Here is a 26287-nt window from a genome sequence, read left to right as displayed (position 1 = left end):
TGGAGACTAGCAATGGGTCAGAAAGTACATCCTAATGGTATTCGACTAGGTATTGTCAAAGCTTGGAACTCTACCTGGTACGCAAATACCAAAGAATTCGCTGACAACCTGGACAGCGACTTTAAAGTTCGCCAATTCCTGACTAAGGAATTAGCGAAAGCTTCCGTTTCTCGCATCGTTATCGAGCGTCCAGCGAAGAGCATACGTGTGACTATTCACACTGCTCGCCCTGGCATCGTTATCGGCAAGAAAGGCGAAGATGTCGAAAAACTGCGTAAGGTCGTAGCGGATATCGCTGGCGTTCCTGCACAGATTAACATCGCCGAAGTCCGTAAACCGGAACTGGACGCAAAATTGGTTGCTGATAGCATCACTTCACAGCTGGAACGTCGTGTTATGTTCCGTCGTGCTATGAAGCGTGCTGTACAGAACGCAATGCGTCTTGGCGCTAAAGGTATCAAAGTTGAAGTAAGCGGCCGTCTTGGCGGTGCTGAAATCGCGCGTACCGAATGGTACCGTGAAGGTCGTGTTCCGTTGCATACACTGCGTGCGGATATCGATTACAACACATCTGAAGCGCACACCACTTATGGTGTAATCGGCGTTAAGGTATGGATCTTCAAAGGTGAGATCTTGGGTGGTATGGCTGCTGTTGAACAACCGGAACCGGCTGCTCAACCTAAAAAGCAGCAGCGTAAAGGCCGCAAGTAAGGAGAATCGCTGATGTTACAACCAAAGCGTACAAAATTCCGTAAGATGCACAAAGGCCGTAACCGTGGCCTGGCGCAAGGTACGGATGTTAGCTTCGGTGAGTTCGGCCTGAAAGCTTGTGGCCGTTGCCGCCTGACGGCTCGTCAAATCGAAGCAGCCCGTCGTGCGATGACACGTGCAATTAAGCGTCAAGGTAAGGTCTGGATCCGTGTATTCCCGGACAAACCGATCACCGAGAAGCCGCTCGAAGTGCGTATGGGTAAAGGTAAGGGTAACGTAGAGTATTGGGTTGCCCTGATCCAGCCAGGAAAAGTTTTATTTGAAATGGCTGGTGTGCCGGAAGAAACTGCTCGCGAAGCATTTAAGCTCGCAGCAGCGAAACTGCCTGTAGGAACCACCTTTGTAACTAAGACGGTGATGTAATGAAAGCACAAGAGCTGCGTGAAAAAAGCGTTGAAGAGCTGAACACTGAGCTGCTCAACCTGCTGCGTGAGCAATTTAATTTGCGCATGCAGGCGGCTAGTGGCCAGCTGCAACAAACTCACCTGTCGAAACAAGTGCGTCGTAATATCGCACGTGTTAAGACTTTACTGACTGAAAAGGCGGGTGCGTAATGACTGACCAAATCCGTACTCTGCAAGGTCGCGTAGTTAGTGACAAAATGGAGAAATCCATGGTTGTTGCTATCGAGCGTGTGGTGAAGCACCCGATTTACGGGAAATTCATCCGTCGTACGACGAAATTGCATGTACATGACGAGAACAATGAATGTGGTATCGGTGACGTGGTAGAAATCCGCGAATGCCGTCCATTGTCAAAGACTAAGTCTTGGACACTTGTTCGCGTTGTAGAGAAAGCGATTCTGTAATAGAGTAGCTGGCTCGAACATAATAAGCGGCTCAGAAAATGGGCCGCTTATTTTTTCTACCCACTTTTTCCTATCAAAGGATGTGGAACCGGTGTTATAATGCCGCGCCCTCATTAGTGGGGCTTTTAAACGACCTATTCTGGGTCCTAAAGTAGTAGTTGACATTAGCGGAGCACTAACATGATCCAAGAACAGACTATGCTGAACGTGGCCGACAACTCCGGTGCACGTCGCGTAATGTGTATCAAGGTTCTAGGTGGCTCGCACCGTCGCTACGCAGGCATCGGCGACATCATCAAGATCACCATCAAGGAAGCAATTCCTCGTGGCAAGGTGAAGAAAGGCGATGTTCTGAAGGCGGTAGTGGTGCGCACCAAGAAGGGTGTACGTCGCCCGGACGGTTCTGTCATTCGCTTCGATGGCAACGCTTGTGTTATTTTAAATAATAACAGCGAGCAGCCAATCGGCACGCGTATTTTTGGGCCGGTAACTCGTGAACTGCGTAATGAGAAGTTCATGAAAATTATCTCTCTGGCACCAGAAGTACTCTAAGGAGCGAACCATGGCAGCGAAAATCCGTCGTGATGACGAAGTTATCGTGCTAACCGGGAAAGACAAAGGTAAGCGCGGTAAAGTAAAGAATGTCCTGTCTGCTGGTAAGGTCATTGTTGAAGGTATCAACCTGGTTAAAAAACATCAGAAGCCGGTTCCGGCCCTGAACCAACCAGGCGGCATTGTTGAAAAAGAAGCTGCAATTCAAGTTTCCAACATTGCGCTGTTCAACGCGACAACCGGTAAGGCTGACCGTGTAGGCTTTAGATTCGAAGACGGCAAAAAAGTCCGTTTCTTTAAATCTAATAGCGAAACTATCAAGTAATTTGGAGTAATACGATGGCGAAACTGCATGATTACTACAAAGACGAGGTGGTCAAACAACTGATGTCTCAGTTTGACTACAACTCTGTCATGCAAGTCCCTCGGGTCGAGAAGATCACCCTGAATATGGGTGTTGGTGAAGCGATCGCTGACAAGAAACTGCTGGATAATGCAGCAGCTGACTTGGCAGCAATCTCCGGTCAAAAGCCGTTTATCACCAAAGCACGCAAATCTGTTGCAGGCTTCAAAATCCGTCAGGGCTATCCGATCGGCTGTAAAGTGACCCTGCGTGGCGAACGCATGTGGGAATTCTTAGAGCGTCTGATTTCCATTGCTGTACCTCGTATCCGTGACTTCCGTGGCTTGTCCGCTAAGTCATTCGATGGTCGTGGTAACTACAGCATGGGTGTGCGCGAGCAGATCATCTTCCCGGAAATCGACTACGATAAAGTCGATCGTGTACGTGGCTTGGATATTACCATTACCACTACTGCGAAATCCGATGATGAAGGCCGTGCATTATTGGCTGCTTTTAAATTCCCATTCCGCAAGTAAGGTAGGGTTGACTTATGGCAAAGCAATCAATGAAAGCACGCGAAGTCGTTCGCGTAAAACTAGCTAATAAATACCGCGCTCAACGCGAGGAATTAAAAGCTATTATCTCTGGTGTGAACTCATCCGATGAAGATCGTTGGAATGCTGTTCTGAAGCTGCAGTCTCTGCCGCGTGATTCCAGCCCGTCCCGTCAGCGTAATCGCTGCAACCAAACTGGTCGTCCGCATGGTTTCCTGCGGAAGTTCGGGTTGAGCCGTATTAAAGTCCGTGAAACCGCAATGCGCGGTGAAATCCCGGGCCTTAAAAAGGCTAGCTGGTAATTGTCACCAATTGAATCACGGGAGTAAAGACAGATGAGCATGCAAGATCCGATCGCGGATATGCTGACCCGTATCCGTAACGGTCAAGCCGCAAACAAAGTTGCGGTCACCATGCCTTCCTCCAAGCTGAAAGTGGCAATTGCCAACGTTCTGAAGGAAGAAGGTTTTATTGAAGATTTTAAAGTCGAAGGCGACACCAAGCCTGTACTGGAATTAGCACTTAAGTATTTCCAGGGCAAGGCAGTGGTAGAAAGCATTCAACGTATCAGCCGTCCAGGTCTGCGCATCTATAAGAAAAAAGATGAGCTGCCAAAAGTTATGGCCGGTTTGGGTATCGCTGTTATTTCTACCTCTAAAGGTGTTATGACCGATCGTGCAGCTCGCCAAGCAGGTCTTGGTGGCGAGATTATCTGCTACGTAGCTTAATTCGGGAGGAAAGAATGTCTCGTGTTGCAAAAGCACCCGTCGTCATTCCTGCCGGCGTAGAGGTAAAACTCAACGGTCAGGTTATTTCGATAAAGGGTAAGAACGGCGAGCTGACTCGTACCGTCCATAGCGCTGTTGAAGTTAAGCAAGAAGAAAATACACTGACTTTCGCTCCACGCGAAGGCGCTGTAGACGGTTGGGCCCAAGCGGGTACCACTCGTGCACTGCTTAATGCAATGGTCGTTGGTGTTACCGAAGGCTTCACTAAGAAGCTTCAATTGGTAGGTGTAGGTTACCGTGCCGCAGTTAAAGGCAACGTGGTGAATTTAGCTTTAGGCTTCTCTCACCCAGTTGACCATGAATTGCCGGCTGGCATCACTGCAGAGTGCCCGACCCAAACTGAAATCGTGCTGAAAGGCGCTGATAAGCAGGTGATTGGTCAGGTTGCAGCAGATCTGCGTGCCTACCGTCGTCCTGAGCCTTATAAAGGCAAGGGTGTCCGTTACGCCGACGAAGTCGTGCGTACCAAAGAGGCTAAGAAGAAGTAAGGTAACACTATGGATAAGAAAGCAGCTCGTATCCGTCGTGCGACCCGCGCACGCCGCAAGCTCAAAGAACTGGGTGCGACTCGCCTGGTGGTACATCGTACCCCACGCCATATTTACGCGCAGGTTATTGCACCAAACGGTTCTGAAATTTTGGTCGCCGCTTCTACTGTAGAAAAAGCTATCAATGAGCAATTGAAGTACGCCGGCAACAAAGATGCCGCAGCAGCTGTAGGCAAAACTATTGCTGAGCGCGCGTTGGAAAAAGGGATTACGAAAGTATCCTTTGACCGTTCCGGTTTCCAATATCATGGTCGAGTCCAGGCACTGGCAGATGCTGCCCGTGAAGCTGGCCTTCAGTTCTAAGGTAGAGGTGTAAGATGTCTCACATCGAAAAACAAGCTGGCGAACTGCAGGAAAAGCTGATCGCGGTAAACCGCGTATCTAAAACCGTAAAAGGTGGCCGTATTTTCAGCTTTACCGCACTGACAGTCGTTGGTGATGGTAACGGTCGCGTTGGTTTTGGCTACGGCAAAGCACGCGAAGTTCCGGCAGCGATCCAGAAAGCGATGGAAAAAGCCCGTCGCGCTATGATTAATGTTGCTTTGGATAACGGTACTCTGCAGCACCCTGTTAAAGGTGCTCACACGGGTTCTCGTGTATTCATGCAACCAGCTTCTGAAGGTACCGGTATCATCGCCGGTGGTGCAATGCGCGCCGTCTTGGAAGTTGCAGGGGTTCATAACGTACTCGCTAAAGCATATGGTTCTACTAACCCGATCAACGTGGTTCGTGCAACTATCGCTGCTTTAGAAGATATGAAATCCCCAGAAATGGTCGCTGCTAAGCGTGGTAAATCCGTCGAAGAAATTCTAGGGAAATAACCATGGCAAAGACTATTAAAGTAACTCAAACAAAAAGCAGTATCGGTCGTTTGCCAAAACATAAGGCAACCTTGATCGGTTTAGGTCTGCGTCGTATTGGTCATACTGTAGAGCGTGAGGATACTCCTGCTGTGCGTGGTATGGTCAACTTGGTTTCCTACATGGTTAAAGTTGAGGAGTAACAGATGCGTTTAAATACTCTGTCTCCGGCTGATGGTGCCAAGCATGCGCCGAAGCGTGTAGGTCGTGGTATTGGTTCTGGCCTGGGTAAAACCTCTGGTCGTGGTCACAAAGGTCAGAACTCACGTTCTGGCGGTGGCGTACGTCGTGGTTTTGAAGGTGGTCAGATGCCTTTATATCGTCGTTTGCCGAAATTCGGCTTCACCTCTCGCAAAGCGATGATCACGGCAGAAGTTCGTCTGTCTGAACTGGCTTTAGTGGAAGGCGACGTAATCGACCTGAACACGCTGAAAGCCGCTAACGTTGTTGGTACCCAGATTGAGTTCGCGAAAGTTATGCTTTCAGGCGAAATCACTCGTGCGGTAACTCTGCGTGGTCTGCGTGTCACCAAAGGCGCTCGTGCTGCTATCGAAGCTGCTGGCGGTAAAATTGAGGAATAAGTAGCAGATGGCTAAGCAACCAGGATTAGATTTTCAAAGTGCTAAAGGCGGATTAGGCGAACTGAAGCGCAGACTTTTGTTTGTTATCGGTGCGCTTATTGTTTTCCGTATCGGCTCTTTTATTCCGATTCCTGGTATCGATGCCACTGTGCTTGCTAAATTGCTCGAGCAACAGAGAGGCACCATCATTGAAATGTTTAACATGTTCTCTGGTGGTGCTCTCAGTCGTGCTTCTATCTTTGCCTTGGGTATCATGCCGTATATTTCGGCATCGATTATTATCCAACTGTTAACGGTGGTTCATCCGGCGCTGGCAGAAATAAAGAAAGAAGGGGAGGCTGGCCGTCGTAAGATTAGTCAGTATACCCGCTATGGCACGTTGGTATTGGCGATATTCCAATCTATCGGTATTGCTACCGGTTTACCGAATATGCCTGGGATGCAAGGTCTGGTAATCAATCCAGGCTTTGCTTTCTATTTTACCGCTGTTGTTAGCTTAGTCACCGGGACTATGTTCCTGATGTGGCTGGGTGAACAGATTACTGAACGGGGTATCGGCAACGGTATCTCAATCATAATCTTCGCTGGTATCGTTGCGGGTCTTCCACCTGCGATAGCGCATACCATCGAGCAAGCTCGGCAAGGCGACCTGCACTTCCTCCTGTTGCTGTTGGTTGCAGTATTAGTGTTTGCAGTAACCTTCTTCGTTGTTTTCATTGAACGTGGTCAGCGTCGTATCGTCGTTAACTATGCTAAACGTCAACAAGGTCGTCGTGTTTATGCAGCACAGAGCACACACTTACCGCTGAAAGTGAATATGGCCGGGGTTATCCCAGCAATCTTCGCTTCTAGCATAATTCTGTTCCCGGCCACGATTGCATCATGGTTTGGGGGTGGAACAGGTTGGAACTGGCTGACGACTATTTCGATGTATTTGCAGCCGGGACAGCCGCTTTATGTGTTACTCTATGCATCTGCAATCATCTTCTTCTGTTTCTTCTACACGGCGTTAGTATTCAATCCGCGTGAAACAGCAGATAACCTGAAGAAGTCCGGTGCATTCGTGCCAGGAATTCGTCCGGGAGAGCAAACGGCGAAGTACATCGATAAAGTAATGACGCGTCTAACCTTAATTGGTGCTATGTATATTACTTTTATCTGCCTGATCCCGGAGTTCATGCGTGACGCGATGAAAGTACCATTTTACTTTGGTGGTACCTCCCTACTTATCGTAGTGGTGGTCATCATGGACTTTATGGCTCAAGTGCAAACTCTGATGATGTCGAGTCAATATGAGTCTGCATTGAAGAAAGCAAACCTGAAAGGCTATAACCGCTGATTCAGGGATGTTTGAGAAGTTACGGAGAGTAAAAATGAAAGTTCGTGCTTCCGTCAAGAAATTATGTCGTAACTGCAAAATTGTTAAGCGTAACGGTGTCGTTCGCGTAATCTGCAGTGCCGAACCAAAGCATAAACAGCGTCAAGGCTGATTTATCTTGCATATTTTTCTTGCAAAGTTGGGTTGAGCTGGCTAGATTAGCCAGCCAATCTTTTGTATGTGACTGCAATGCTATTTGAGTATCCTGAAAACGGGCTTTTCAGAATGGTATTGCTGTATAAAATAGTAGGAGTGCATAGTGGCCCGTATAGCAGGCATTAACATTCCTGATCAGAAACATACCGTTATCGCGTTAACTGCGATCTACGGCATCGGTAAAACTCGCTCACAGGCTATCTGTGTTGCGGCGGGTATTGCTGAAAATGTTAAGATCAGTGAGCTGTCTGAAGAGCAAATCGAGAAGCTGCGTGACGAAGTTGCCAAGTACGTTGTAGAAGGTGATCTGCGTCGTGAGGTGACCCTGAGCATCAAGCGTCTGATGGACCTTGGGACTTATCGTGGTTTGCGTCATCGTCGTGGTCTACCAGTTCGCGGTCAGCGTACTAAGACCAACGCACGTACCCGTAAGGGTCCGCGTAAACCGATCAAGAAATAATCGGGGTGATTGAATAATGGCAAAGGCACCTATTCGTGCACGCAAGCGTGTAAGAAAGACAGTCTCTGACGGTGTGGCTCATATCCATGCTTCTTTCAACAACACCATCGTTACCATTACAGATCGTCAAGGTAACGCATTGGGTTGGGCAACAGCAGGTGGTTCCGGTTTCCGTGGATCTCGTAAGTCTACTCCGTTTGCAGCGCAAGTTGCAGCAGAGCGCTGCGCTGACGCAGTGAAAGAATACGGTATCAAGAATCTGGAAGTTATGGTTAAAGGACCTGGTCCGGGCCGTGAGTCTACTATCCGTGCGTTAAACGCGGCTGGTTTCCGCATCACTAATATTACTGATGTGACTCCGATCCCTCATAACGGTTGTCGTCCGCCGAAAAAGCGCCGCGTATAACGCTGCTTTTAGGTTTGTTGGAGAGAGAAAATGGCAAGATATTTGGGTCCTAAGCTCAAGCTGAGCCGTCGTGAGGGCACAGACCTGTTCCTTAAGTCTGGCGTTCGCGCGATTGACACCAAGTGTAAGATTGAACAACCACCTGGCCAGCACGGTGCGCGTAAACCGCGTCTGTCTGACTACGGTGTGCAGTTACGTGAGAAACAAAAAGTTCGCCGTATCTATGGTGTTCTAGAACGTCAATTCCGTAACTACTATAAAGAAGCAGCACGTCTGAAAGGCAACACAGGTGCAAACCTGTTGCAACTGCTGGAAGGTCGTCTGGATAACGTAGTTTACCGTATGGGCTTTGGCGCAACTCGTGCTGAATCACGTCAGCTGGTTAGTCATAAAGCTATCATGGTAAATGGTCGCGTTGTTAACATCGCTTCTTATCAGGTATCTCCGAATGACGTAGTCAGCATCCGTGAGAAAGCTAAAAAGCAGTCTCGTGTTAAGGCAGCTTTGGAGCTGGCTGAGCAGCGTGAAAAGCCGACTTGGCTGGAAGTTGATGCTGTTAAGATGGAAGGTGTGTTCAAACGTATTCCTGAACGTACTGATCTGTCTGCGGACATTAACGAACACCTGATCGTCGAGCTTTACTCCAAGTAAAGCTTAGTACCAAAGAGAGGACACAATGCAGGGTTCTGTGACAGAGTTTCTAAAACCGCGCCTGGTAGATATCGAGCAAGTCAGTTCGACGCACGCCAAGGTGACCCTTGAGCCGTTAGAGCGTGGCTTTGGCCATACTCTCGGCAACGCACTGCGCCGTATTCTGCTTTCATCTATGCCGGGTTGCGCGGTGACCGAGGTTGAGATTGATGGTGTACTGCATGAGTACAGCACCAAAGAAGGCGTACAGGAAGATATCCTGGAGATCCTGCTCAACCTGAAAGGGCTGGCGGTGAGAGTTCAGGGTAAAGATGAAGTTATTCTTACCCTGAATAAGTCTGGCATTGGCCCTGTGACTGCAGCCGATATCACCCATGATGGTGATGTCGAAATCGTCAAGCCGCAGCACGTTATCTGCCACCTGACCGATGAAAACGCAGCTATTAGCATGCGTATCAAAGTTCAACGTGGTCGTGGTTATGTGCCGGCTTCTGCCCGAATTCATTCGGAAGAAGATGAGCGCCCGATTGGTCGTCTGTTAGTAGACGCATGCTACAGCCCTGTAGAGCGAATTGCCTACAATGTTGAAGCAGCGCGTGTAGAACAGCGTACCGACCTGGACAAGTTGGTTATCGAGATGGAAACCAATGGCACGATCGATCCTGAAGAGGCGATCCGCCGTGCGGCAACTATCTTGGCTGAACAGCTTGAAGCTTTCGTTGACCTACGTGATGTACGTCAGCCGGAAGTTAAAGAAGAGAAGCCAGAGTTTGATCCGATCCTGCTGCGCCCTGTTGACGATCTGGAATTGACTGTCCGCTCTGCTAACTGCCTCAAGGCAGAAGCTATCCACTACATCGGTGATCTGGTACAGCGTACCGAGGTTGAGTTGCTGAAAACGCCTAACCTGGGTAAAAAATCTCTTACTGAGATTAAAGACGTGCTCGCATCACGTGGTCTTTCTTTAGGCATGCGCCTAGAAAATTGGCCACCGGCTAGCATTGCTGATAACGAGTAACCGGATCACAGGTTAAGGTTTTACTGAGAAGGATAAGGTCATGCGCCATCGTAAGAGTGGTCGTCAACTGAACCGTAACAGCAGCCATCGCCAGGCTATGTTCCGTAACATGGCCGGCTCTTTGGTTCGTCATGAGATAATCAAGACGACCCTGCCGAAAGCGAAAGAGCTGCGTCGCGTTGTTGAGCCGCTGATTACTCTTGCCAAGACCGACAGCGTAGCTAATCGTCGTCTGGCATTCGCCCGCACTCGTGATAACGAGATCGTGGCAAAACTGTTTAACGAGCTAGGCCCGCGTTTCGCGAGCCGCGCCGGTGGTTACACTCGCATTCTGAAGTGTGGCTTCCGTGCAGGCGACAACGCCCCGATGGCTTACATCGAGTTAGTTGATCGTGCTGCATCGCAAGCAGAAGTAGTTGCTGCAGAGTAATCTGTAAACGCGTAAAAAAACCGGGCTTGCCCGGTTTTTTTACGACCATAATTCAGTGACATGAGTCCTTACCCTCCCGATAGCCCTTTTCTCCTCTTATTATTTATCCGCCAATCTATTAATCTTAACTTTTATCTATTCGTGAAATTTGATCTCTTGGGGGCATCATGGCGTTAATTGATGAGTGGGCTGAAAGACATATTATTAGCGCTCAGGAGAGAGGCGAGCTTGATAACTTACCAGGAAATGGCCGGCCATTATTGCTCGATGATGATACCTTTGTCCCTGTTGAATTAAGAGCCGGATATAGATTACTCAAGAATGCGGGCTATCTTCCTCCCAAATTACAGGATATGCAGGAAGCACTGACTATTGCTGATTTATTGTCACAGATCGATAGGCAACATGATGATTATGCAAATTTGCATAAGAAGCTGCTCTTATTAGAGTTAAGATTGAAACAGGCAGGGCTTAGCACGGATTTTTTACATACAGAATATCAGCATAAAGTGGTAGATAGGCTGTCTAAAGAGGAATAATAAATGTTAAAGATTGGGCAGCTCGCTAAACTCGCTGACGTAACACCCGATACTATTCGCTATTATGAAAAACAAGGGATGATGGAACATGGAGAGCGTACAGAGGGTGGCTACAGGTTATACACTGAACAAGATTTGCAGCGTTTGCGGTTTATCCGTTATGCCAAGCAGCTCGGATTTACTTTAGAAACCATTGCCGAATTATTGTCTATCCGTGTTGACCCTGAACATCATACTTGCCAAGAGTCTAAGGCAATTGTCGATTCCCGCTTGAATGATGTGGAAAGTAAGATTACAGAGTTAAAACGGATGCGCGAATCTCTAAAACGACTTAGCAATGCATGTTGTGGAAGTTCACATGCTACGACTTATTGCTCTATTTTAGAAGCGTTGGAGCAGGGGGCGGCCGAAGAGTTATCCAGAGATTAAATTTTTTAGCGGGCAGTTTTCATTCATTAATATAGGCGCTATTATCTGTGGGTTTATTAAGCAATATCTTCATTAGTGAGGCATTAATATGACGACCTATCAGCACACCAAAGGTAAAATTAAAGACAACGCGTTGGAAGCACTGCTCCATGACCCACTGTTCAGGCAACGTATTGAAAAGAATGTTAAAGGGAAAGGAAGTTACCAGCGAAAAGGAAAACATGTCAAAGGTGGTAACTGGGAGGCCAGTGGTAAGCAATTAATAGATTTTTTACCACTGGCCTTCTGAGTGTAGAGTAATAAAAAAGCCATCAATGTGATGGCTTTTTTTGTTTTGATGATTTGAAATTATTTTGATTGTTGGGCTTTTAGTAAATCACGGATTTCTGTCAATAAGGTTTCTTCTGCTGTTGGGGCTGGAGGTGCGGCGGGTTCTTCCGCTTTTTCACGACGCAGTTTATTCATCAGTTTAACTGCAGAGAAAATAGCCAGTGCCACAATGACAAAATCAAAAATACTTTGAATAAATGAGCCGTAATTCATGACAACCGCGGGTATCGTCCCTTCAGCCGCCCGTAATACGAAATGGAACTGTTTGAAATCGACGCCACCGAGTAATAAGCCCAGTGGCGGCATGATAATATCGGCAACAAGTGAGGAAACAATTCTGCCGAATGCGGCACCAATAATAACCCCGACCGCTAAGTCGACAACATTGCCGCGCATGGCAAATTCACGGAATTCCTTCATAAAGCTCATAACCAACCCCCCCTTTAAAATGAACTAGTTAATCTTAGCTAAATAAAACTGGATACGGCCATAATGATAGAAAAATTTTCTATCCTCAATAAGAATGCTTTTAATTTAGCTGTCATTGATTATAAGAAGAATGGGCTGGGTTGGAACAACCGCTCGACATCAGGAACAAATTTCTTATGAGTTATAAACATCACTACATGGTCGCCCTGTTTAATCACAGAATTCCCATTGGCAATAATAACCTCGTCACCGCGCACAATGGCCCCAATAGTTGTGCCCGGCGGTAGTTTTATATCTTCTACCATGCGCCCGACAACTTTTGATGTGCTTTCATCGCCATGGGCAATAGCTTCAATTGCTTCCGCCACACCGCGCCTTAATGATGAAACACTGACAATATCGGCTTTGCGGACATGGCCTAATAGCGCAGAAATAGTGGCCTGCTGCGGTGATATAACAATATCAATAACACTTCCCTGCACCAAATCGACATAGGCGCTGCGCTGGATTAATACCATTGCTTTTTTAGCGCCCATCCGTTTTGCCAACATTGCCGACATAATATTTGCTTCGTCATCATTGGTAATCGCAATAAAGACATCAACCTGCTCAATATGCTCTTCTGCGAGTAATTCCTGGTCTGATGCATCGCCATAAAATACGATGGTGTCATGCAGCATTTCAGCTAATTCAGCGGCGCGCTGTTGGTCGCGTTCAATTAATTTTACGCTGTAATCTTTTTCTAATCGCAGAGCCAAACCCGCGCCCACATTGCCTCCGCCGACAATCATAATGCGCTTATAGGGTTTTTCCAGGCGCTGCAATTCACTCATGACCGCGCGAATATGCTGTGAGGCGGCCACAAAGAAGACTTCATCACCCGCTTCAATAATGGTTGAACCCTGTGGGCGAATAGGATGGTCTTGACGAAATATAGCTGCGACTCTGGTATCAATATGCGGCATATGTTCACGTAAAGATGATAATGCATTGCCGACCAATGGCCCGCCATAATAGGCTTTGACCGCCGCAATGCTGACTTTTCCCTCGGCAAAGTTGACCACCTGCAAAGCGCCGGGATATTCGATTAACTTATAGATGTAATCGATAACCAGTTGTTCCGGCGAGATTAAATGGTCAATAGGTACCGCTTCCGGCAGGAACAGTTTGTCGGCTTCACGGATATACTCAGCTGACCGGATACGGGCAATTCGATTGGGGGTGTTGAAGAGCGAGTAAGCGATTTGGCAGGCAACCATATTGGTTTCATCGGAGTTAGTCACTGCCACCAACATATCTGCATCTTCCGCCCCTGCTTCGCGCAACACACGAGGGTGCGAGCCGTGCCCTTGCACCACTCGCAGATCAAATTTATCTTGTAGTTGGCGTAGCCGCCCGGAGTCGACATCAACGACAGTGATGTCATTGTTCTCACCCACCAGGTTTTCTGCCAGGGTTCCGCCAACTTGCCCCGCCCCAAGAATAATTATTTTCATAGCGTTCTCTGTTTCACACTGAAATTAGGTTTGAGGCAGTAAAAGCCACGACTATCTTTTGATCAACTTCGCATAATAAAAACCATCACCATCTTCAGGATGGGGCAGGTTTTGTCTACCGGGCGCTGAGAGTGTGCCGGTTTCAACCAACTCAGCCTCATCCTGGCGTTGCAGGAAAGCGGCGATCTGCTGCTGATTTTCTTCGGGCAATATGGAGCAGGTTGCGTAAACCATGACGCCACCTTTTTTCAGTTTAGGCCAGATAGCGTCTATTATCTCAGATTGCAGTTGAGCCAGCTCGGCAATATCACTATCTCGGCGTAACCATTTGATATCAGGATGGCGGCGAATGACGCCGGTTGCAGAGCAAGGTGCATCTAACAGTATTCGGTCAAACTGTTGTTCACCACACCATTCATCAGGTGTGCGCCCATCCCCAACTCGGGCCACGGCATGTAATTTAAGACGTTGTAAATTTTCTTTAACTCGGCTGAGCCGTTGTTCATCGATATCTATAGCTAATACATGAGCCTTTGGCGCAGCTTCCAGTATATGAGTTGTCTTGCCACCCGGAGCGGCGCATAGGTCGAGGATCTGCTCACCATTTTGTGGGTCAAGCAGAGGGATGCAACCTTGCGCTGATGCATCTTGCACGGTTACCCAGCCAAGTTCAAAGCCGGGTAGATCATTCACGGCGCAAGGGGTGACAAGGCGAACCGCATCGGGATAAACATCGTGCGGTAGGGCATCAATGTTGGCTTGTTTTAATAGCTCCAGATATTCATCGCGCGAATGGTGTAGCCGATTTACCCGCAGCCACATGGGGGGTTTCTGGTTATTTGCCGCCAGAATTTGCGGCCATTGCTCAGGATAAGCATGTTTGATTCGCGCCAATAACCAGCTTGGATGCAGATAGTGACTATCATTATTAGCCGCCCGTTCCAGTAGTTCCACTTGCTGGCGCTGGAATTGGCGCAGTACCCCATTAATTAACCCTTTTAATTGTGGGCGTTTCAAGGCGGTAGCGCCCTCAACAGTCTCTGCCAGTGCTGCATGGGGGGGAATTCGGGTGTATATCAACTGATAAAGTCCAACCATAATCAGATAATGAAAAACCCGCTGTTTTCCGGTCATCGGGCGCGCCATTAACTGCTGGATACACCACTCAAGTTGCGGCAGGACACGCAAAGTGCCAAAACACAACTCCTGCAGCAATGCGCGGTCTTTATCAGAAATGTTTTTTTGTAGCCCAGGCAAAACGGTACTGAGCGATTGCCCCTGATCCAATACCTGGCTAATTGCTTTAGCAGCGATGCTGCGGAGATTATATGTGTTTTTCATAACCAAAAAAGCCGACAAACGTCAGCAAATAAAGGGAAAGTGGCCCGATGATGAAGTATCGGGCGATGAAATCTATCCGTCAGACCTGAGCTATTATGCTAGCTGGCTACCGGGTGTAAACCATTCGCGTCGTGAATTTAGTAAATCAGCGGCTGACATGGCTTTCTTACCGGCGGGTTGCAGTTGCGTGATATTCAAAATGCCATCTGCGGTGGCAACCTGGATGCCATGCTTATCAGCATGAAGAATGGTCCCTGGCGTTGCATTATCAACCGCAGCAAGCACTTGTGCTTGCCAAACTTTGATGGGTTGCTCGTCAACCACGAAATAACTTACAGGCCAAGGATTGAAGGCACGAATACAGCGCTCTAACTGGGCAGCAGAAAGTGACCAATCTAATTTGGCTTCCTCTTTGCTCAGTTTTTCTGCATAGGTAACATGTGTTTCATCTTGCACTTCAGGATGCGCACTGCCTTCAGCCAGTTGTTGCAATGTGGCTAATAAACCCTGTGGGCCAAGCTGTGCCAACTTATCATACAGGGTCGCACTGGTATCTTCTGGCTCAATCACGCACTCAATTTTATGCAGCATATCACCAGTATCTAGCCCAACATCCATTTGCATGATGGTTACACCCGTTTTGGCATCGCCAGCCCAGAGAGAGCGTTGGATGGGGGCAGCACCGCGCCAACGTGGCAGCAGAGAACCATGGACATTAATGCAGCCTAAGCGCGGCATTGCTAAAACTGCTGCGGGAAGAATCAGGCCATAGGCGACCACCACCATAATATCTGCGTTAAGGTCAGCAACTAAATGTTGATTTTCTTCCGGCCGTAATGATTTTGGCTGAAAAACAGGAATGTTGTGTTGTTCGGCTAATACCTTAACTGGGCTCGGCGTGAGCTTATTACCACGGCCCGCCGGGCGGTCAGGTTGAGTAAAAACTCCCACAATCTGATGTTGGGAAGACAGCAACGCGCCTAAATGGCGCGCTGCAAAGTCAGGAGTTCCGGCAAAAATAATCCGCAAAGAGTCAGACACATTGGTTTCCTGCATTAAAAGGGGTTAGTTGGCACGAGCATTCAGCTTGGCCATTTTCTCCAGCTTTTGGCGGATACGCTGACGTTTCAGTGGTGATAAATAGTCCACAAACAATTTACCTACCAAGTGGTCCATTTCATGCTGGATACAAATGGCTAATAAGTCATCAGCTTCTAGCTCGAATGATTTGCCGTCACGATCCAGTGCTCTGATTTTGACTTTTTCAGCGCGAGGCACCAATGCACGTTGCTCAGGGATTGATAAGCAACCTTCTTCAATGCCGGTTTCACCGCTTTTTTCCAGCAGTTCAGGGTTAATCAACACCAAACGTTGGTCACGATTTTCCGAAACATCAATGACGATAATTTGCAGGTGAACATCCACTTGGGTAGCAGCAAGGCCAATACCTTCCTCTGCGTACATGGTTTCGAACATGTCATCCACGATACGCTGGATTTCACCATTGACTTCTTTTACCGGCGCTGCAATTTTGCGCAGCCGCTCGTCTGGGTAATGTAATACTTGTAATACTGACATAAATATCTAGATCTGCGTCCGAGTAGTGAATGATATTCAATCTCTATTCTAGACATTTCCGGCCTTGATTGACAGCATCGTCTACCAATTGAACGAATCGGTGTCAGCTTAGGAAGTCAGCTAGGGAGGCGATATGCTAGCGGCAGAATTATGGCTCAGGATGAGCCAAGTCAAAGGGCTTGGGGCAGTCAAAAGCAGTGCTTTAGCCAAGAGGTTACTCGCCAGCGGTGATGTTCACCCCGGCAGGTTAGCCGTCTATGGGTTAAATCTGCAACAATGTCAGCAATTTACTCAGGTCGAGCCCCACTATATTGATGCAACGCTAACTTGGCTCAACAACCCCTCTCATCACTTACTAGTTTATGGCGAACCGGGCTACCCGCCACGTTTAACACATATTTCCGCCCCGCCCTTGGTTATCTTTGCCTCAGGTGAGCTTGATGTTCTTTATCGCTCACAAATGGCCATGGTCGGGAGCCGTCATTTTAGTCATTATGGTGAGCAGTGGGGGCGTCATTTTGCTTCAGAACTGGCGGCGGCAGGGTTGGTTATCACCAGTGGCTTAGCGGTGGGGATTGACGGGATATGTCATAAGGCAGCTTTGAATGTTAAAGGAAAAACCATTGCGGTATTAGGGAGTGGTTTGGCAAATATATACCCGCGGTGCCACAGCCAATTAGCCCGCGAAATTGAGCATCAAGGGGGCGTTTTGGTCTCCGAGTTTCTGACGACGGCATTGCCGATCGCGGCCCATTTCCCCAGAAGAAACCGCATAATCAGCGGGTTAAGCTCCGCTGTATTGGTTGTTGAGGCGACACTGAAAAGTGGCTCTTTAATTACGGCTCGTTATGCTATGGATCAGGGGCGAGATGTTTTTGCTCTACCTGGCCCTCTGGGCAGTGCAACCAGTGAGGGTGTCCACTGGCTAATTCAGCAGGGCGCTTACTTGGCCAAGTCTGCCCGTGAGGTCGCGGAACAGGTTGCTGGTTCATTGCAATGGATATCATTGCCCGAGAAAGAAATTATTTCTTCATCCGAAGGGCAAGTTGAATTGCCATTTGCCGATGTGTTGGCTAACGTAGGAGATGAGGTGACACCCGTTGATGTCGTCGCCGAACGTGCCGGCCAACCTGTGCCAGATATCGTCAGCAAATTGCTCGAGCTGGAGTTAGCAGGGTGGATCGCAGCTGTACCCGGCGGCTATGTCCGATTAAGGAGGGCAGGCCATGTTCGACGTTCTAATTTACTTATTTGAAACTTATATGCATAACGAGTCGGAAATGCTTGTTGATCAAGACAAAATTACCGACGATCTTGCACAAGCTGGTTTCTATCGTGAGGATATCAACAACGCCCTGAACTGGTTAGAGGCTCTGGCTGACTTACAAGAGGGGCAGAAAGCACCTTATCTCTATGCTGCCGAACCGCAGGCACTGCGTATTTATACGGCGGAAGAGTCCCAACGTCTGGATACCACTTGCCGTGGTTTTATCCTATTTCTTGAACAAATTCAGGTATTACATCTTGATACCCGTGAAATGGTTATCGACCGCATCATGGCATTGGACTCGAATGAGATTGATCTGGAGGATCTCAAATGGGTGGTGTTGATGGTGCTATTTAATATTCCGGGTTATGAGAGCGCTTATCAGCAGATGGAAGAGTTACTTTTTGAAGTCAATGAAGGTTATTTGCACTAACTGGTAATATCACTGGCTAATAATTTTAAATAGAAGGTGTTATGACAAAAACAGTTACTGCCAAGGATAATGGGTCGTGTCCGGAGTGTGGATCGGCGTTAGTCATTCGCAGCGGTGGTCATGGCCCATTCCTTGGTTGTTCACATTATCCAGAATGTCAGTATATGCGCCCACTGAAAGCACAATCTGATGGCCATATCGTGAAGGTTCTGGAAGGGCAACATTGCCCTGAATGTGGTTCAGAGATGGTATTACGGCAAGGGCGCTTTGGTATGTTTATTGGCTGTAGCCAATATCCACAGTGTGATCATACCGAAGTGATTGATAAGCCTGATGAAACCTCTATCGACTGCCCGCAATGTGGGCAAGGAAAATTATTACAGCGAAAATCCCGGTTTGGAAAGATCTTCCATGCCTGTAATCGCTATCCCGATTGTCAGTTTACAATCAATCAACAGCCCATTGCCGGAGAGTGTGCTTATTGCCACTATCCATTGTTAATGGAAAAGAGAACAGCGCAAGGTGTAAAACGTTTTTGCGCCAGCAAGTTATGCGGGAAGGCAATTGTTAGTGAGTAATAACAGTGTGAGTAAACAAGAGAATAATTCTGCAATGCCAGCAGTGTTACTGGCGTTGCAACAAGAAGAGGTTATAGCTTATCCGACAGAAGCTGTTTTTGGCTTAGGTTGTGACCCTGACAGTGAAAAGGCAGTGAATGCCTTATTAGCGTTAAAACAGCGGCCATGGCAGAAAGGTTTAATCCTAATTGCAGCCAATTATGAACAGCTAAAACCTTATGTAAATGACGCGGCACTCAGTGATGCTCAACGAAAGGCTATTTTTTCTGTTTGGCCAGGGCCGGTAACTTGGGTAATTCCTGCCCGCCCTGAGACACCGCGTTGGTTAACGGGCAGCTTTGACTCACTGGCCGTCAGAGTGAGTGACCACCCACTGGTGCAGCAACTTTGTACGCAATATGGCAAGCCGGTGGTTTCAACCAGCGCCAATTTAAGCGGGCAAGAGCCTTGTCGTACCATTGATGAGGTCAGAATGCAGTTTGGCCCTTTGCTACCAGTACTTACTGGCCTGGTGGGGGGGCGTTTGAATCCATCTGAAATCAGAGATGCCTTAACCGGTAAACAATTTCGTCAAGGATAATACATAACATGGATCAACAGTTTGCAGTGTTTGGTAACCCGATTGGGCACAGTAAGTCGCCAAGGATCCATGCGCTTTTTGCCGAGCAAACCGGTATTGAACATCACTATGGGAAGGTCTTGGCGCCTATTGAATCTTTTGAACAGACTTTAACGTCTTTTTTTGCGGATGGAGCGCGGGGCGCGAATATAACCACGCCGTTTAAGGAGCGAGCTTATGCGAAGTGCGATGAACTCACGGAGCGTGCATCACTGGCTGGGGCTGTCAATACGATTAAGCAATTAGAAGATGGGCGCTTGTTAGGCGACAATACCGACGGTATCGGTTTACTCAGTGATCTTGAACGGCAGCATTTGATCCAAACCAGCGATCGTATTTTATTGGTGGGCGCTGGTGGAGCGGCTCGGGGGGTTATTCTCCCTTTACTTTCATATGGTTGTGAAGTCGTTATCACCAATAGGACTTATGCTCGGGCGCAGCAACTCGCTAAAGTGTTCCACCATTTAGGTGATATTGCTGCTATTGAAATGCAGGCCCTGAGTGGGCAGCAGTTTGATTTAATTATAAATGCGACAGCCTCGGGTATTCATGGTGATGTGCCAAACATACCTATGGATATTATTGATTCGCAAACTCGTTGTTATGATATGTATTATCAAACTGATATCACGCCATTTTTAGCCTGGTGTACTAGATTGGGTGTAGCCAATTATGCCGATGGATTAGGAATGCTAGTGGGGCAAGCAGCGCATGCTTTCCAGTTATGGCATGGTGTGATGCCCGCAATAACCCCAGTATTAAATCAGTTACGTAATGAGTTAGGTCAATAGAAAAGTGTGGATGATGCAGGGAAAGCATAGTTTATTCCTTGCATCAGAAATGACTCTCTATTTAATTTCTGCCAGATAGTCATCTTTCCAGCGCACATAGTTATTCGCGGAATAAAGCAGACCTTCTAATTCAGCAGGCGTTAAAGGGCGAGCTTGTCTGGCTGGGCTGCCGATATAGAGGTGACCACTAGCCAATCGTTTCCCGGGGGAAACCAAGCTACCAGCCCCGATTATCACATCATCTTCAATAACAGCACCATCTAACACGATGGAACCCATTCCCACGAGTACTCGATTACCGATGGTGCAACCGTGCAGCATAGCTTTATGCCCGACAGTCACATCTTCACCAATAATCAGTGGATTTCCCTCGGGGTTATGTTCTGAGTGATGGGTAATATGCAAAACGCTTCCGTCTTGGATATTAGAGCGTGCCCCAATGCTAACCTGATTAACATCACCACGGATGGCAACTAACGGCCAGACGCTAACATCATCACCCAAAATCACATTACCAATGACCACGCTGGATCTATCGATCATGACGCGCTCACCTAGTGTAGGTGAATAATGAAGATAGGGGCGAATAGCATCGGACATAATAATAGCCTCGTTATATGAAAGTACTGTACCGAGAATACTAGCCTTTACTGATGGAATTACAACCAATCAGAGGTGCGGATCATAGTGAAAATACAACGGATCGACCAAGATCTGCACGTAAGGAGTGAAAAGTATTCAAACAGGAAAAAAACACGAAAAAAGTGTTGTGCAAAAAATTCGACTCCCTATAATGCGCATCCATCGAGACGGCACACAACGAATCAAGTAGTTAAGTGACCGGCAAAGAGAACAGAGAAATTCAACGAAATTAGTAGTTGACTCTGAATGAGGAAAGCGTAATATGCGCACCTCGCGTTACCAACCACGGGTTGCTAACGCACTGCTCTTTAACAATTTATCAGACAATCTGTGTGGGCACTCGCAAGACGATATCAAAGCCTGTTTCGACAGGCAGAAATAATCAAAGTCTTGAAGAGTGACCAAAGCAGTACACATTTGAACTTCGGTTCGAATGCATATTTGCAGAAAGTAATCTTTGAGCATCGCCATTTCGATGGCAAATCAAACAAATCTTAAATTGAAGAGTTTGATCATGGCTCAGATTGAACGCTGGCGGCAGGCCTAACACATGCAAGTCGAGCGGCAGCGGGAAGTAGCTTGCTACTTTGCCGGCGAGCGGCGGACGGGTGAGTAATGTCTGGGAAACTGCCTGATGGAGGGGGATAACTACTGGAAACGGTAGCTAATACCGCATGACGTCTTCGGACCAAAGTGGGGGACCTTCGGGCCTCACGCCATCGGATGTGCCCAGATGGGATTAGCTAGTAGGTGGGGTAACGGCTCACCTAGGCGACGATCCCTAGCTGGTCTGAGAGGATGACCAGCCACACTGGAACTGAGACACGGTCCAGACTCCTACGGGAGGCAGCAGTGGGGAATATTGCACAATGGGCGCAAGCCTGATGCAGCCATGCCGCGTGTGTGAAGAAGGCCTTCGGGTTGTAAAGCACTTTCAGCGAGGAGGAAGGCATAAAGGTTAATAACCTTTGTGATTGACGTTACTCGCAGAAGAAGCACCGGCTAACTCCGTGCCAGCAGCCGCGGTAATACGGAGGGTGCAAGCGTTAATCGGAATTACTGGGCGTAAAGCGCACGCAGGCGGTTTGTTAAGTCAGATGTGAAATCCCCGCGCTTAACGTGGGAACTGCATTTGAAACTGGCAAGCTAGAGTCTTGTAGAGGGGGGTAGAATTCCAGGTGTAGCGGTGAAATGCGTAGAGATCTGGAGGAATACCGGTGGCGAAGGCGGCCCCCTGGACAAAGACTGACGCTCAGGTGCGAAAGCGTGGGGAGCAAACAGGATTAGATACCCTGGTAGTCCACGCTGTAAACGATGTCGACTTGGAGGTTGTGCCCTTGAGGCGTGGCTTCCGGAGCTAACGCGTTAAGTCGACCGCCTGGGGAGTACGGCCGCAAGGTTAAAACTCAAATGAATTGACGGGGGCCCGCACAAGCGGTGGAGCATGTGGTTTAATTCGATGCAACGCGAAGAACCTTACCTACTCTTGACATCCACAGAACTTAGCAGAGATGCTTCGGTGCCTTCGGGAACTGTGAGACAGGTGCTGCATGGCTGTCGTCAGCTCGTGTTGTGAAATGTTGGGTTAAGTCCCGCAACGAGCGCAACCCTTATCCTTTGTTGCCAGCACGTAATGGTGGGAACTCAAAGGAGACTGCCGGTGATAAACCGGAGGAAGGTGGGGATGACGTCAAGTCATCATGGCCCTTACGAGTAGGGCTACACACGTGCTACAATGGCAGATACAAAGTGAAGCGAACTCGCGAGAGCAAGCGGACCACATAAAGTCTGTCGTAGTCCGGATTGGAGTCTGCAACTCGACTCCATGAAGTCGGAATCGCTAGTAATCGTAGATCAGAATGCTACGGTGAATACGTTCCCGGGCCTTGTACACACCGCCCGTCACACCATGGGAGTGGGTTGCAAAAGAAGTAGGTAGCTTAACCTTCGGGAGGGCGCTTACCACTTTGTGATTCATGACTGGGGTGAAGTCGTAACAAGGTAACCGTAGGGGAACCTGCGGTTGGATCACCTCCTTACCTAAAGATACGCATTGCGCAGTGTCCACACAGATTGTCTGATAGAAAGTAACGAGCAAATAAAGCCGGACTGAGAAATTAGTCGGGCTTTAGTACCTTGTTGGGTCTGTAGCTCAGGTGGTTAGAGCGCACCCCTGATAAGGGTGAGGTCGGTGGTTCAAGTCCACTCAGACCCACCAACTCACCATTCCCTGTTGAGTTGCAGCAATAAGGTGATTTTGCTTTTTATATGGGGCTATAGCTCAGCTGGGAGAGCGCCTGCCTTGCACGCAGGAGGTCAGCGGTTCGATCCCGCTTAGCTCCACCATATAAAAAACTATTTCAAAACGTACTGCGGTCGCAAGACTCAGTGGGTTGTGAAATATTGCTCTTTAACAATCTGGAACAAGCTGAAAATTGAAACATGACAGCTGAAACTTATCTCTCCGTAGAAGTGCTGAGATAAGGATTAACCTGTCATAGAGTCTCTCAAATAATCGCAATGCGACGATGTCGAAAGACACCTTCGGGTTGTGAGGTTAAGCGACTAAGCGTACACGGTGGATGCCTAGGCAGTCAGAGGCGATGAAGGGCGTGCTAATCTGCGAAAAGCGTCGGTAAGGTGATATGAACCGTTACAACCGACGATACCCGAATGGGGAAACCCAGTGCAATTCGTTGCACTATTGCATGGTGAATACATAGCCATGCAAGGCGAACCGGGGGAACTGAAACATCTAAGTACCCCGAGGAAAAGAAATCAACCGAGATTCCCCCAGTAGCGGCGAGCGAACGGGGAGGAGCCCAGAGTCTGAATCAGTTTGTGTGTTAGTGGAAGCGTCTGGAAAGTCGCACGGTACAGGGTGATAGTCCCGTACACAAAAATACACTTGCTGTGAACTCGATGAGTAGGGCGGGACACGTGACATCCTGTCTGAATATGGGGGGACCATCCTCCAAGGCTAAATACTCCTGACTGACCGATAGTGAACCAGTACCGTGAGGGAAAGGCGAAAAGAACCCCGGCGAGGGGAGTGAAATAGAACCTGAAACCGTGTACGTACAAGCAGTGGGAGCACCTTCGTGGTGTGACTGCGTACCTTTTGTATAATGGGTCAGCGACTTATATTTTGTAGCAAGGTTAACCGAATAGGGGAGCCGTAGGGAAACCGAGTCTTAACTGGGCGTCTAGTTGCAAGGTATAGACCCGAAACCCGGTGATCTAGCCATGGGCAGGTTGAAGGTTGGGTAACACTAACTGGAGGACCGAACCGACTAATGTTGAAAAATTAGCGGATGACTTGTGGCTGGGGGTGAAAGGCCAATCAAACCGGGAGATAGCTGGTTCTCCCCGAAAGCTATTTAGGTAGCGCCTCGTGAACTCATCTTCGGGGGTAGAGCACTGTTTCGGCTAGGGGGCCATCCCGGCTTACCAAACCGATGCAAACTCCGAATACCGAAGAATGTTATCACGGGAGACACACGGCGGGTGCTAACGTCCGTCGTGAAGAGGGAAACAACCCAGACCGCCAGCTAAGGTCCCAAAGTCATGGTTAAGTGGGAAACGATGTGGGAAGGCATAGACAGCCAGGATGTTGGCTTAGAAGCAGCCATCATTTAAAGAAAGCGTAATAGCTCACTGGTCGAGTCGGCCTGCGCGGAAGATGTAACGGGGCTAAACCATGCACCGAAGCTGCGGCAGCGACGCTTAGGCGTTGTTGGGTAGGGGAGCGTTCTGTAAGCCGTTGAAGGTGAACTGTGAGGTTTGCTGGAGGTATCAGAAGTGCGAATGCTGACATAAGTAACGATAATGCGGGTGAAAAGCCCGCACGCCGGAAGACCAAGGGTTCCTGTCCAACGTTAATCGGGGCAGGGTGAGTCGACCCCTAAGGCGAGGCTGAAAAGCGTAGTCGATGGGAAACAGGTTAATATTCCTGTACTTGGTGTTACTGCGAAGGGGGGACGGAGAAGGCTAGGCTAGCCGGGCGACGGTTGTCCCGGTTTAAGCATGTAGGCGGAGTGACTTGGTAAATCCGGTTGCTTATCAACGCTGAGGTGTGATGACGAGCCACTACGGTGGTGAAGTAGTTGATGCCAAGCTTCCAGGAAAAGCCTCTAAGCATCAGGTAACATTAAATCGTACCCCAAACCGACACAGGTGGTCAGGTAGAGAATACTCAGGCGCTTGAGAGAACTCGGGTGAAGGAACTAGGCAAAATGGTGCCGTAACTTCGGGAGAAGGCACGCTGGCATTAGGTAAAGAGACTTGCTCTCGGCGCCGAAGCCAGTCGAAGATACCAGCTGGCTGCAACTGTTTAATAAAAACACAGCACTGTGCAAACACGAAAGTGGACGTATACGGTGTGACGCCTGCCCGGTGCTGGAAGGTTAATTGATGGGGTCAGCCGCAAGGCGAAGCTCTTGATCGAAGCCCCAGTAAACGGCGGCCGTAACTATAACGGTCCTAAGGTAGCGAAATTCCTTGTCGGGTAAGTTCCGACCTGCACGAATGGCGTAATGATGGCCAGGCTGTCTCCACCCGAGACTCAGTGAAATTGAACTCGCTGTGAAGATGCAGTGTACCCGCGGCAAGACGGAAAGACCCCGTGAACCTTTACTATAGCTTGACACTGAACATTGAGCCTTGATGTGTAGGATAGGTGGGAGGCATCGAAGCGTGGACGCCAGTCTGCGTGGAGCCAACCTTGAAATACCACCCTTTAATGTTTGATGTTCTAACTCGGCCCCATAATCTGGGGTGAGGACAGTGTCTGGTGGGTAGTTTGACTGGGGCGGTCTCCTCCCAAAGAGTAACGGAGGAGCACGAAGGTTAGCTAATCACGGTCGGACATCGTGAGGTTAGTGCAAAGGCATAAGCTAGCTTGACTGCGAGAGTGACGGCTCGAGCAGGTACGAAAGTAGGTCTTAGTGATCCGGTGGTTCTGAATGGAAGGGCCATCGCTCAACGGATAAAAGGTACTCCGGGGATAACAGGCTGATACCGCCCAAGAGTTCATATCGACGGCGGTGTTTGGCACCTCGATGTCGGCTCATCACATCCTGGGGCTGAAGTAGGTCCCAAGGGTATGGCTGTTCGCCATTTAAAGTGGTACGCGAGCTGGGTTTAGAACGTCGTGAGACAGTTCGGTCCCTATCTGCCGTGGGCGTTGGAAGATTGAGAGGGGCTGCTCCTAGTACGAGAGGACCGGAGTGGACGAATCACTGGTGTTCGGGTTGTCATGCCAATGGCATTGCCCGGTAGCTAAATTCGGAAGAGATAACCGCTGAAAGCATCTAAGCGGGAAACTTGCCTCGAGATGAGTCTTCCCTGGGGCTTTAAGCCCCCTGAAGGAACGTTAAAGACTATGACGTTGATAGGCTGGGTGTGTAAGTGCAGCGATGCATTGAGCTAACCAGTACTAATGATCCGTGAGGCTTAACCTTACAACACCGAAGGTGTTTTAGAGAGAATTTTGATTTTCAGCGATGTTTA

At 48.5% G+C, this 26287-nt stretch carries 35 protein-coding genes, 2 tRNA genes and 2 rRNA genes; 33 read left to right on the top strand and 6 right to left on the bottom strand.

Going from position 1 to position 26287, the window contains the following annotated elements:
* The first annotated feature begins 12 nt into the window (after positions 1-12).
* The 24 genes from rpsC (at position 13) to D5F51_RS20480 (ending at position 11561) form a co-directional block, all read left to right on the top strand.
* The gene (gene rpsC, locus D5F51_RS20595) at positions 13-711 is read left to right on the top strand and encodes a 30S ribosomal protein S3 (RefSeq protein WP_002221644.1); all 699 of its coding nucleotides are present in this window, start codon (positions 13-15) and stop codon (positions 709-711) included.
* A gap of 12 nt (positions 712-723) precedes the next feature.
* On the top strand, positions 724-1134 hold the full coding sequence (rplP, locus tag D5F51_RS20590; RefSeq protein ID WP_002218940.1) for a 50S ribosomal protein L16: 411 nt from the start codon (positions 724-726) through the stop codon (positions 1132-1134).
* Positions 1134-1325, top strand: a complete 192-nt coding sequence (gene rpmC / locus D5F51_RS20585) for a 50S ribosomal protein L29 (protein ID WP_005159843.1) — start codon at positions 1134-1136, stop codon at positions 1323-1325. The genes rplP and rpmC overlap by 1 nt, the downstream gene beginning before the upstream one ends.
* Positions 1325-1579: a 30S ribosomal protein S17 gene (rpsQ, locus tag D5F51_RS20580; protein ID WP_002228135.1), complete on the top strand. Its 255-nt coding sequence runs from the start codon at positions 1325-1327 to the stop codon at positions 1577-1579. Before rpmC ends, rpsQ begins: the two co-directional genes overlap by 1 nt.
* Positions 1580-1759: 180 nt before the next feature.
* On the top strand, positions 1760-2131 hold the full coding sequence (gene rplN / locus D5F51_RS20575; protein WP_002213325.1) for a 50S ribosomal protein L14: 372 nt from the start codon (positions 1760-1762) through the stop codon (positions 2129-2131).
* A gap of 10 nt (positions 2132-2141) precedes the next feature.
* Complete coding sequence (gene rplX, locus D5F51_RS20570) at positions 2142-2456, top strand: 50S ribosomal protein L24 (protein WP_004709242.1); 315 nt, start codon at positions 2142-2144, stop codon at positions 2454-2456.
* Between the two features lie 14 nt (positions 2457-2470).
* Positions 2471-3010, top strand: a complete 540-nt coding sequence (gene rplE, locus D5F51_RS20565) for a 50S ribosomal protein L5 (protein ID WP_025376654.1) — start codon at positions 2471-2473, stop codon at positions 3008-3010.
* Positions 3011-3024: 14 nt separating this feature from the next.
* Complete coding sequence (gene rpsN, locus D5F51_RS20560; protein WP_004391418.1) at positions 3025-3330, top strand: 30S ribosomal protein S14; 306 nt, start codon at positions 3025-3027, stop codon at positions 3328-3330.
* A 33-nt stretch (positions 3331-3363) separates the two neighbouring features.
* Positions 3364-3756 (top strand): 30S ribosomal protein S8, encoded by a 393-nt coding sequence (rpsH, locus tag D5F51_RS20555; protein ID WP_004709239.1) that lies wholly within the window; start codon positions 3364-3366, stop codon positions 3754-3756.
* A 14-nt stretch (positions 3757-3770) separates the two neighbouring features.
* A complete protein-coding gene (rplF, locus tag D5F51_RS20550) occupies positions 3771-4304 on the top strand; it encodes a 50S ribosomal protein L6 (protein ID WP_004391415.1) in 534 nt (177 codons plus the stop codon).
* A gap of 9 nt (positions 4305-4313) precedes the next feature.
* Positions 4314-4667 carry a 50S ribosomal protein L18 gene (rplR, locus tag D5F51_RS20545; protein ID WP_002213336.1) on the top strand — a complete coding sequence of 118 codons (354 nt, stop codon included), beginning with the start codon at positions 4314-4316 and terminating at the stop codon, positions 4665-4667.
* Positions 4668-4681: 14 nt separating this feature from the next.
* Complete coding sequence (gene rpsE, locus D5F51_RS20540) at positions 4682-5185, top strand: 30S ribosomal protein S5 (protein WP_004391412.1); 504 nt, start codon at positions 4682-4684, stop codon at positions 5183-5185.
* Between the two features lie 2 nt (positions 5186-5187).
* Entirely contained in the window at positions 5188-5367 is a 180-nt protein-coding gene (gene rpmD, locus D5F51_RS20535; RefSeq protein WP_002213339.1) for a 50S ribosomal protein L30, read from the top strand.
* 3 nt (positions 5368-5370) lie between these two features.
* On the top strand, positions 5371-5805 hold the full coding sequence (gene rplO, locus D5F51_RS20530) for a 50S ribosomal protein L15 (protein ID WP_025376655.1): 435 nt from the start codon (positions 5371-5373) through the stop codon (positions 5803-5805).
* 7 nt (positions 5806-5812) lie between these two features.
* The gene (gene secY / locus D5F51_RS20525; RefSeq protein ID WP_002213344.1) at positions 5813-7144 is read left to right on the top strand and encodes a preprotein translocase subunit SecY; all 1332 of its coding nucleotides are present in this window, start codon (positions 5813-5815) and stop codon (positions 7142-7144) included.
* Positions 7145-7178: 34 nt separating this feature from the next.
* Positions 7179-7295 (top strand): 50S ribosomal protein L36, encoded by a 117-nt coding sequence (rpmJ, locus tag D5F51_RS20520; protein ID WP_002227352.1) that lies wholly within the window; start codon positions 7179-7181, stop codon positions 7293-7295.
* 147 nt (positions 7296-7442) lie between these two features.
* Positions 7443-7799 carry a 30S ribosomal protein S13 gene (rpsM, locus tag D5F51_RS20515; RefSeq protein WP_004702348.1) on the top strand — a complete coding sequence of 119 codons (357 nt, stop codon included), beginning with the start codon at positions 7443-7445 and terminating at the stop codon, positions 7797-7799.
* Between the two features lie 16 nt (positions 7800-7815).
* Positions 7816-8205, top strand: coding sequence for a 30S ribosomal protein S11 (gene rpsK, locus D5F51_RS20510; protein WP_004709234.1), 390 nt, complete (start codon positions 7816-7818; stop codon positions 8203-8205).
* 30 nt (positions 8206-8235) lie between these two features.
* Positions 8236-8856 (top strand): 30S ribosomal protein S4, encoded by a 621-nt coding sequence (gene rpsD / locus D5F51_RS20505; protein WP_002218949.1) that lies wholly within the window; start codon positions 8236-8238, stop codon positions 8854-8856.
* Positions 8857-8881: 25 nt separating this feature from the next.
* Positions 8882-9874 (top strand): DNA-directed RNA polymerase subunit alpha, encoded by a 993-nt coding sequence (locus D5F51_RS20500; protein WP_025376656.1) that lies wholly within the window; start codon positions 8882-8884, stop codon positions 9872-9874.
* Positions 9875-9914: 40 nt separating this feature from the next.
* On the top strand, positions 9915-10304 hold the full coding sequence (gene rplQ, locus D5F51_RS20495; RefSeq protein ID WP_004391407.1) for a 50S ribosomal protein L17: 390 nt from the start codon (positions 9915-9917) through the stop codon (positions 10302-10304).
* A 167-nt stretch (positions 10305-10471) separates the two neighbouring features.
* Entirely contained in the window at positions 10472-10843 is a 372-nt protein-coding gene (locus D5F51_RS20490) for a DnaJ family domain-containing protein (protein ID WP_129198783.1), read from the top strand.
* A gap of 3 nt (positions 10844-10846) precedes the next feature.
* Entirely contained in the window at positions 10847-11272 is a 426-nt protein-coding gene (gene zntR, locus D5F51_RS20485; RefSeq protein WP_129198781.1) for a Zn(2+)-responsive transcriptional regulator, read from the top strand.
* Positions 11273-11360: 88 nt separating this feature from the next.
* Positions 11361-11561: an alternative ribosome-rescue factor A gene (locus D5F51_RS20480; RefSeq protein ID WP_129198779.1), complete on the top strand. Its 201-nt coding sequence runs from the start codon at positions 11361-11363 to the stop codon at positions 11559-11561.
* A 59-nt stretch (positions 11562-11620) separates the two neighbouring features.
* Here D5F51_RS20480 and mscL read toward each other — a convergent pair whose 3' ends face one another.
* From mscL to def, 5 genes are all read right to left on the bottom strand, one after another.
* Positions 11621-12031, bottom strand: coding sequence for a large-conductance mechanosensitive channel protein MscL (gene mscL / locus D5F51_RS20475; RefSeq protein ID WP_025376660.1), 411 nt, complete (start codon positions 12029-12031; stop codon positions 11621-11623).
* A 119-nt stretch (positions 12032-12150) separates the two neighbouring features.
* On the bottom strand, positions 12151-13527 hold the full coding sequence (gene trkA / locus D5F51_RS20470; protein ID WP_025376661.1) for a Trk system potassium transporter TrkA: 1377 nt from the start codon (positions 13525-13527) through the stop codon (positions 12151-12153).
* Between the two features lie 51 nt (positions 13528-13578).
* Entirely contained in the window at positions 13579-14868 is a 1290-nt protein-coding gene (gene rsmB / locus D5F51_RS20465; protein WP_129198777.1) for a 16S rRNA (cytosine(967)-C(5))-methyltransferase RsmB, read from the bottom strand.
* Between the two features lie 93 nt (positions 14869-14961).
* Entirely contained in the window at positions 14962-15909 is a 948-nt protein-coding gene (gene fmt, locus D5F51_RS20460) for a methionyl-tRNA formyltransferase (protein WP_025376663.1), read from the bottom strand.
* A 24-nt stretch (positions 15910-15933) separates the two neighbouring features.
* Complete coding sequence (gene def / locus D5F51_RS20455) at positions 15934-16446, bottom strand: peptide deformylase (protein WP_025376664.1); 513 nt, start codon at positions 16444-16446, stop codon at positions 15934-15936.
* A 133-nt stretch (positions 16447-16579) separates the two neighbouring features.
* Between def and dprA the strand changes: the two genes are divergently transcribed.
* The 5 genes from dprA to aroE are packed head-to-tail and all read left to right on the top strand — an operon-like array spanning position 16580 to position 20134.
* Positions 16580-17701, top strand: a complete 1122-nt coding sequence (dprA, locus tag D5F51_RS20450) for a DNA-protecting protein DprA (RefSeq protein ID WP_129198775.1) — start codon at positions 16580-16582, stop codon at positions 17699-17701.
* Complete coding sequence (locus D5F51_RS20445; RefSeq protein WP_025376703.1) at positions 17673-18146, top strand: DUF494 family protein; 474 nt, start codon at positions 17673-17675, stop codon at positions 18144-18146. The genes dprA and D5F51_RS20445 overlap by 29 nt, the downstream gene beginning before the upstream one ends.
* Positions 18147-18187: 41 nt before the next feature.
* Entirely contained in the window at positions 18188-18724 is a 537-nt protein-coding gene (locus D5F51_RS20440; RefSeq protein WP_025376704.1) for a DNA topoisomerase family protein, read from the top strand.
* 7 nt (positions 18725-18731) lie between these two features.
* Complete coding sequence (gene tsaC / locus D5F51_RS20435) at positions 18732-19304, top strand: L-threonylcarbamoyladenylate synthase type 1 TsaC (protein WP_025376705.1); 573 nt, start codon at positions 18732-18734, stop codon at positions 19302-19304.
* Positions 19305-19312: 8 nt separating this feature from the next.
* Entirely contained in the window at positions 19313-20134 is an 822-nt protein-coding gene (gene aroE, locus D5F51_RS20430) for a shikimate dehydrogenase (RefSeq protein WP_129198773.1), read from the top strand.
* Between the two features lie 57 nt (positions 20135-20191).
* On the opposite strand, the gene D5F51_RS20425 is transcribed toward aroE, so the two are convergent.
* Positions 20192-20734 (bottom strand): gamma carbonic anhydrase family protein, encoded by a 543-nt coding sequence (locus D5F51_RS20425; protein ID WP_129198771.1) that lies wholly within the window; start codon positions 20732-20734, stop codon positions 20192-20194.
* Positions 20735-21272: 538 nt separating this feature from the next.
* On the opposite strand from D5F51_RS20425, the gene D5F51_RS20415 reads away from it, so the two are divergent.
* The 4 genes from D5F51_RS20415 (at position 21273) to D5F51_RS20400 (ending at position 26238) form a co-directional block, all read left to right on the top strand.
* Positions 21273-22815: ribosomal RNA gene (locus D5F51_RS20415) — 16S ribosomal RNA — on the top strand.
* 102 nt (positions 22816-22917) lie between these two features.
* A tRNA-Ile gene (locus tag D5F51_RS20410) sits at positions 22918-22994 on the top strand.
* A gap of 52 nt (positions 22995-23046) precedes the next feature.
* Positions 23047-23122: transfer RNA gene (locus D5F51_RS20405), tRNA-Ala, on the top strand.
* Between the two features lie 209 nt (positions 23123-23331).
* Positions 23332-26238, top strand: a 23S ribosomal RNA gene (locus tag D5F51_RS20400).
* The 16S and 23S rRNA genes sit together here with 2 tRNA genes alongside, the layout of an rRNA operon.
* The last annotated feature ends 49 nt before the right edge of the window (positions 26239-26287 follow it).

This window comes from Yersinia hibernica, from assembly GCF_004124235.1.
In the GTDB taxonomy this organism is placed as follows: domain Bacteria; phylum Pseudomonadota; class Gammaproteobacteria; order Enterobacterales; family Enterobacteriaceae; genus Yersinia; species Yersinia hibernica.
Note: the sequence above shows the minus strand (reverse complement) of the source record. Positions and strands in the feature narration are given on the sequence as shown.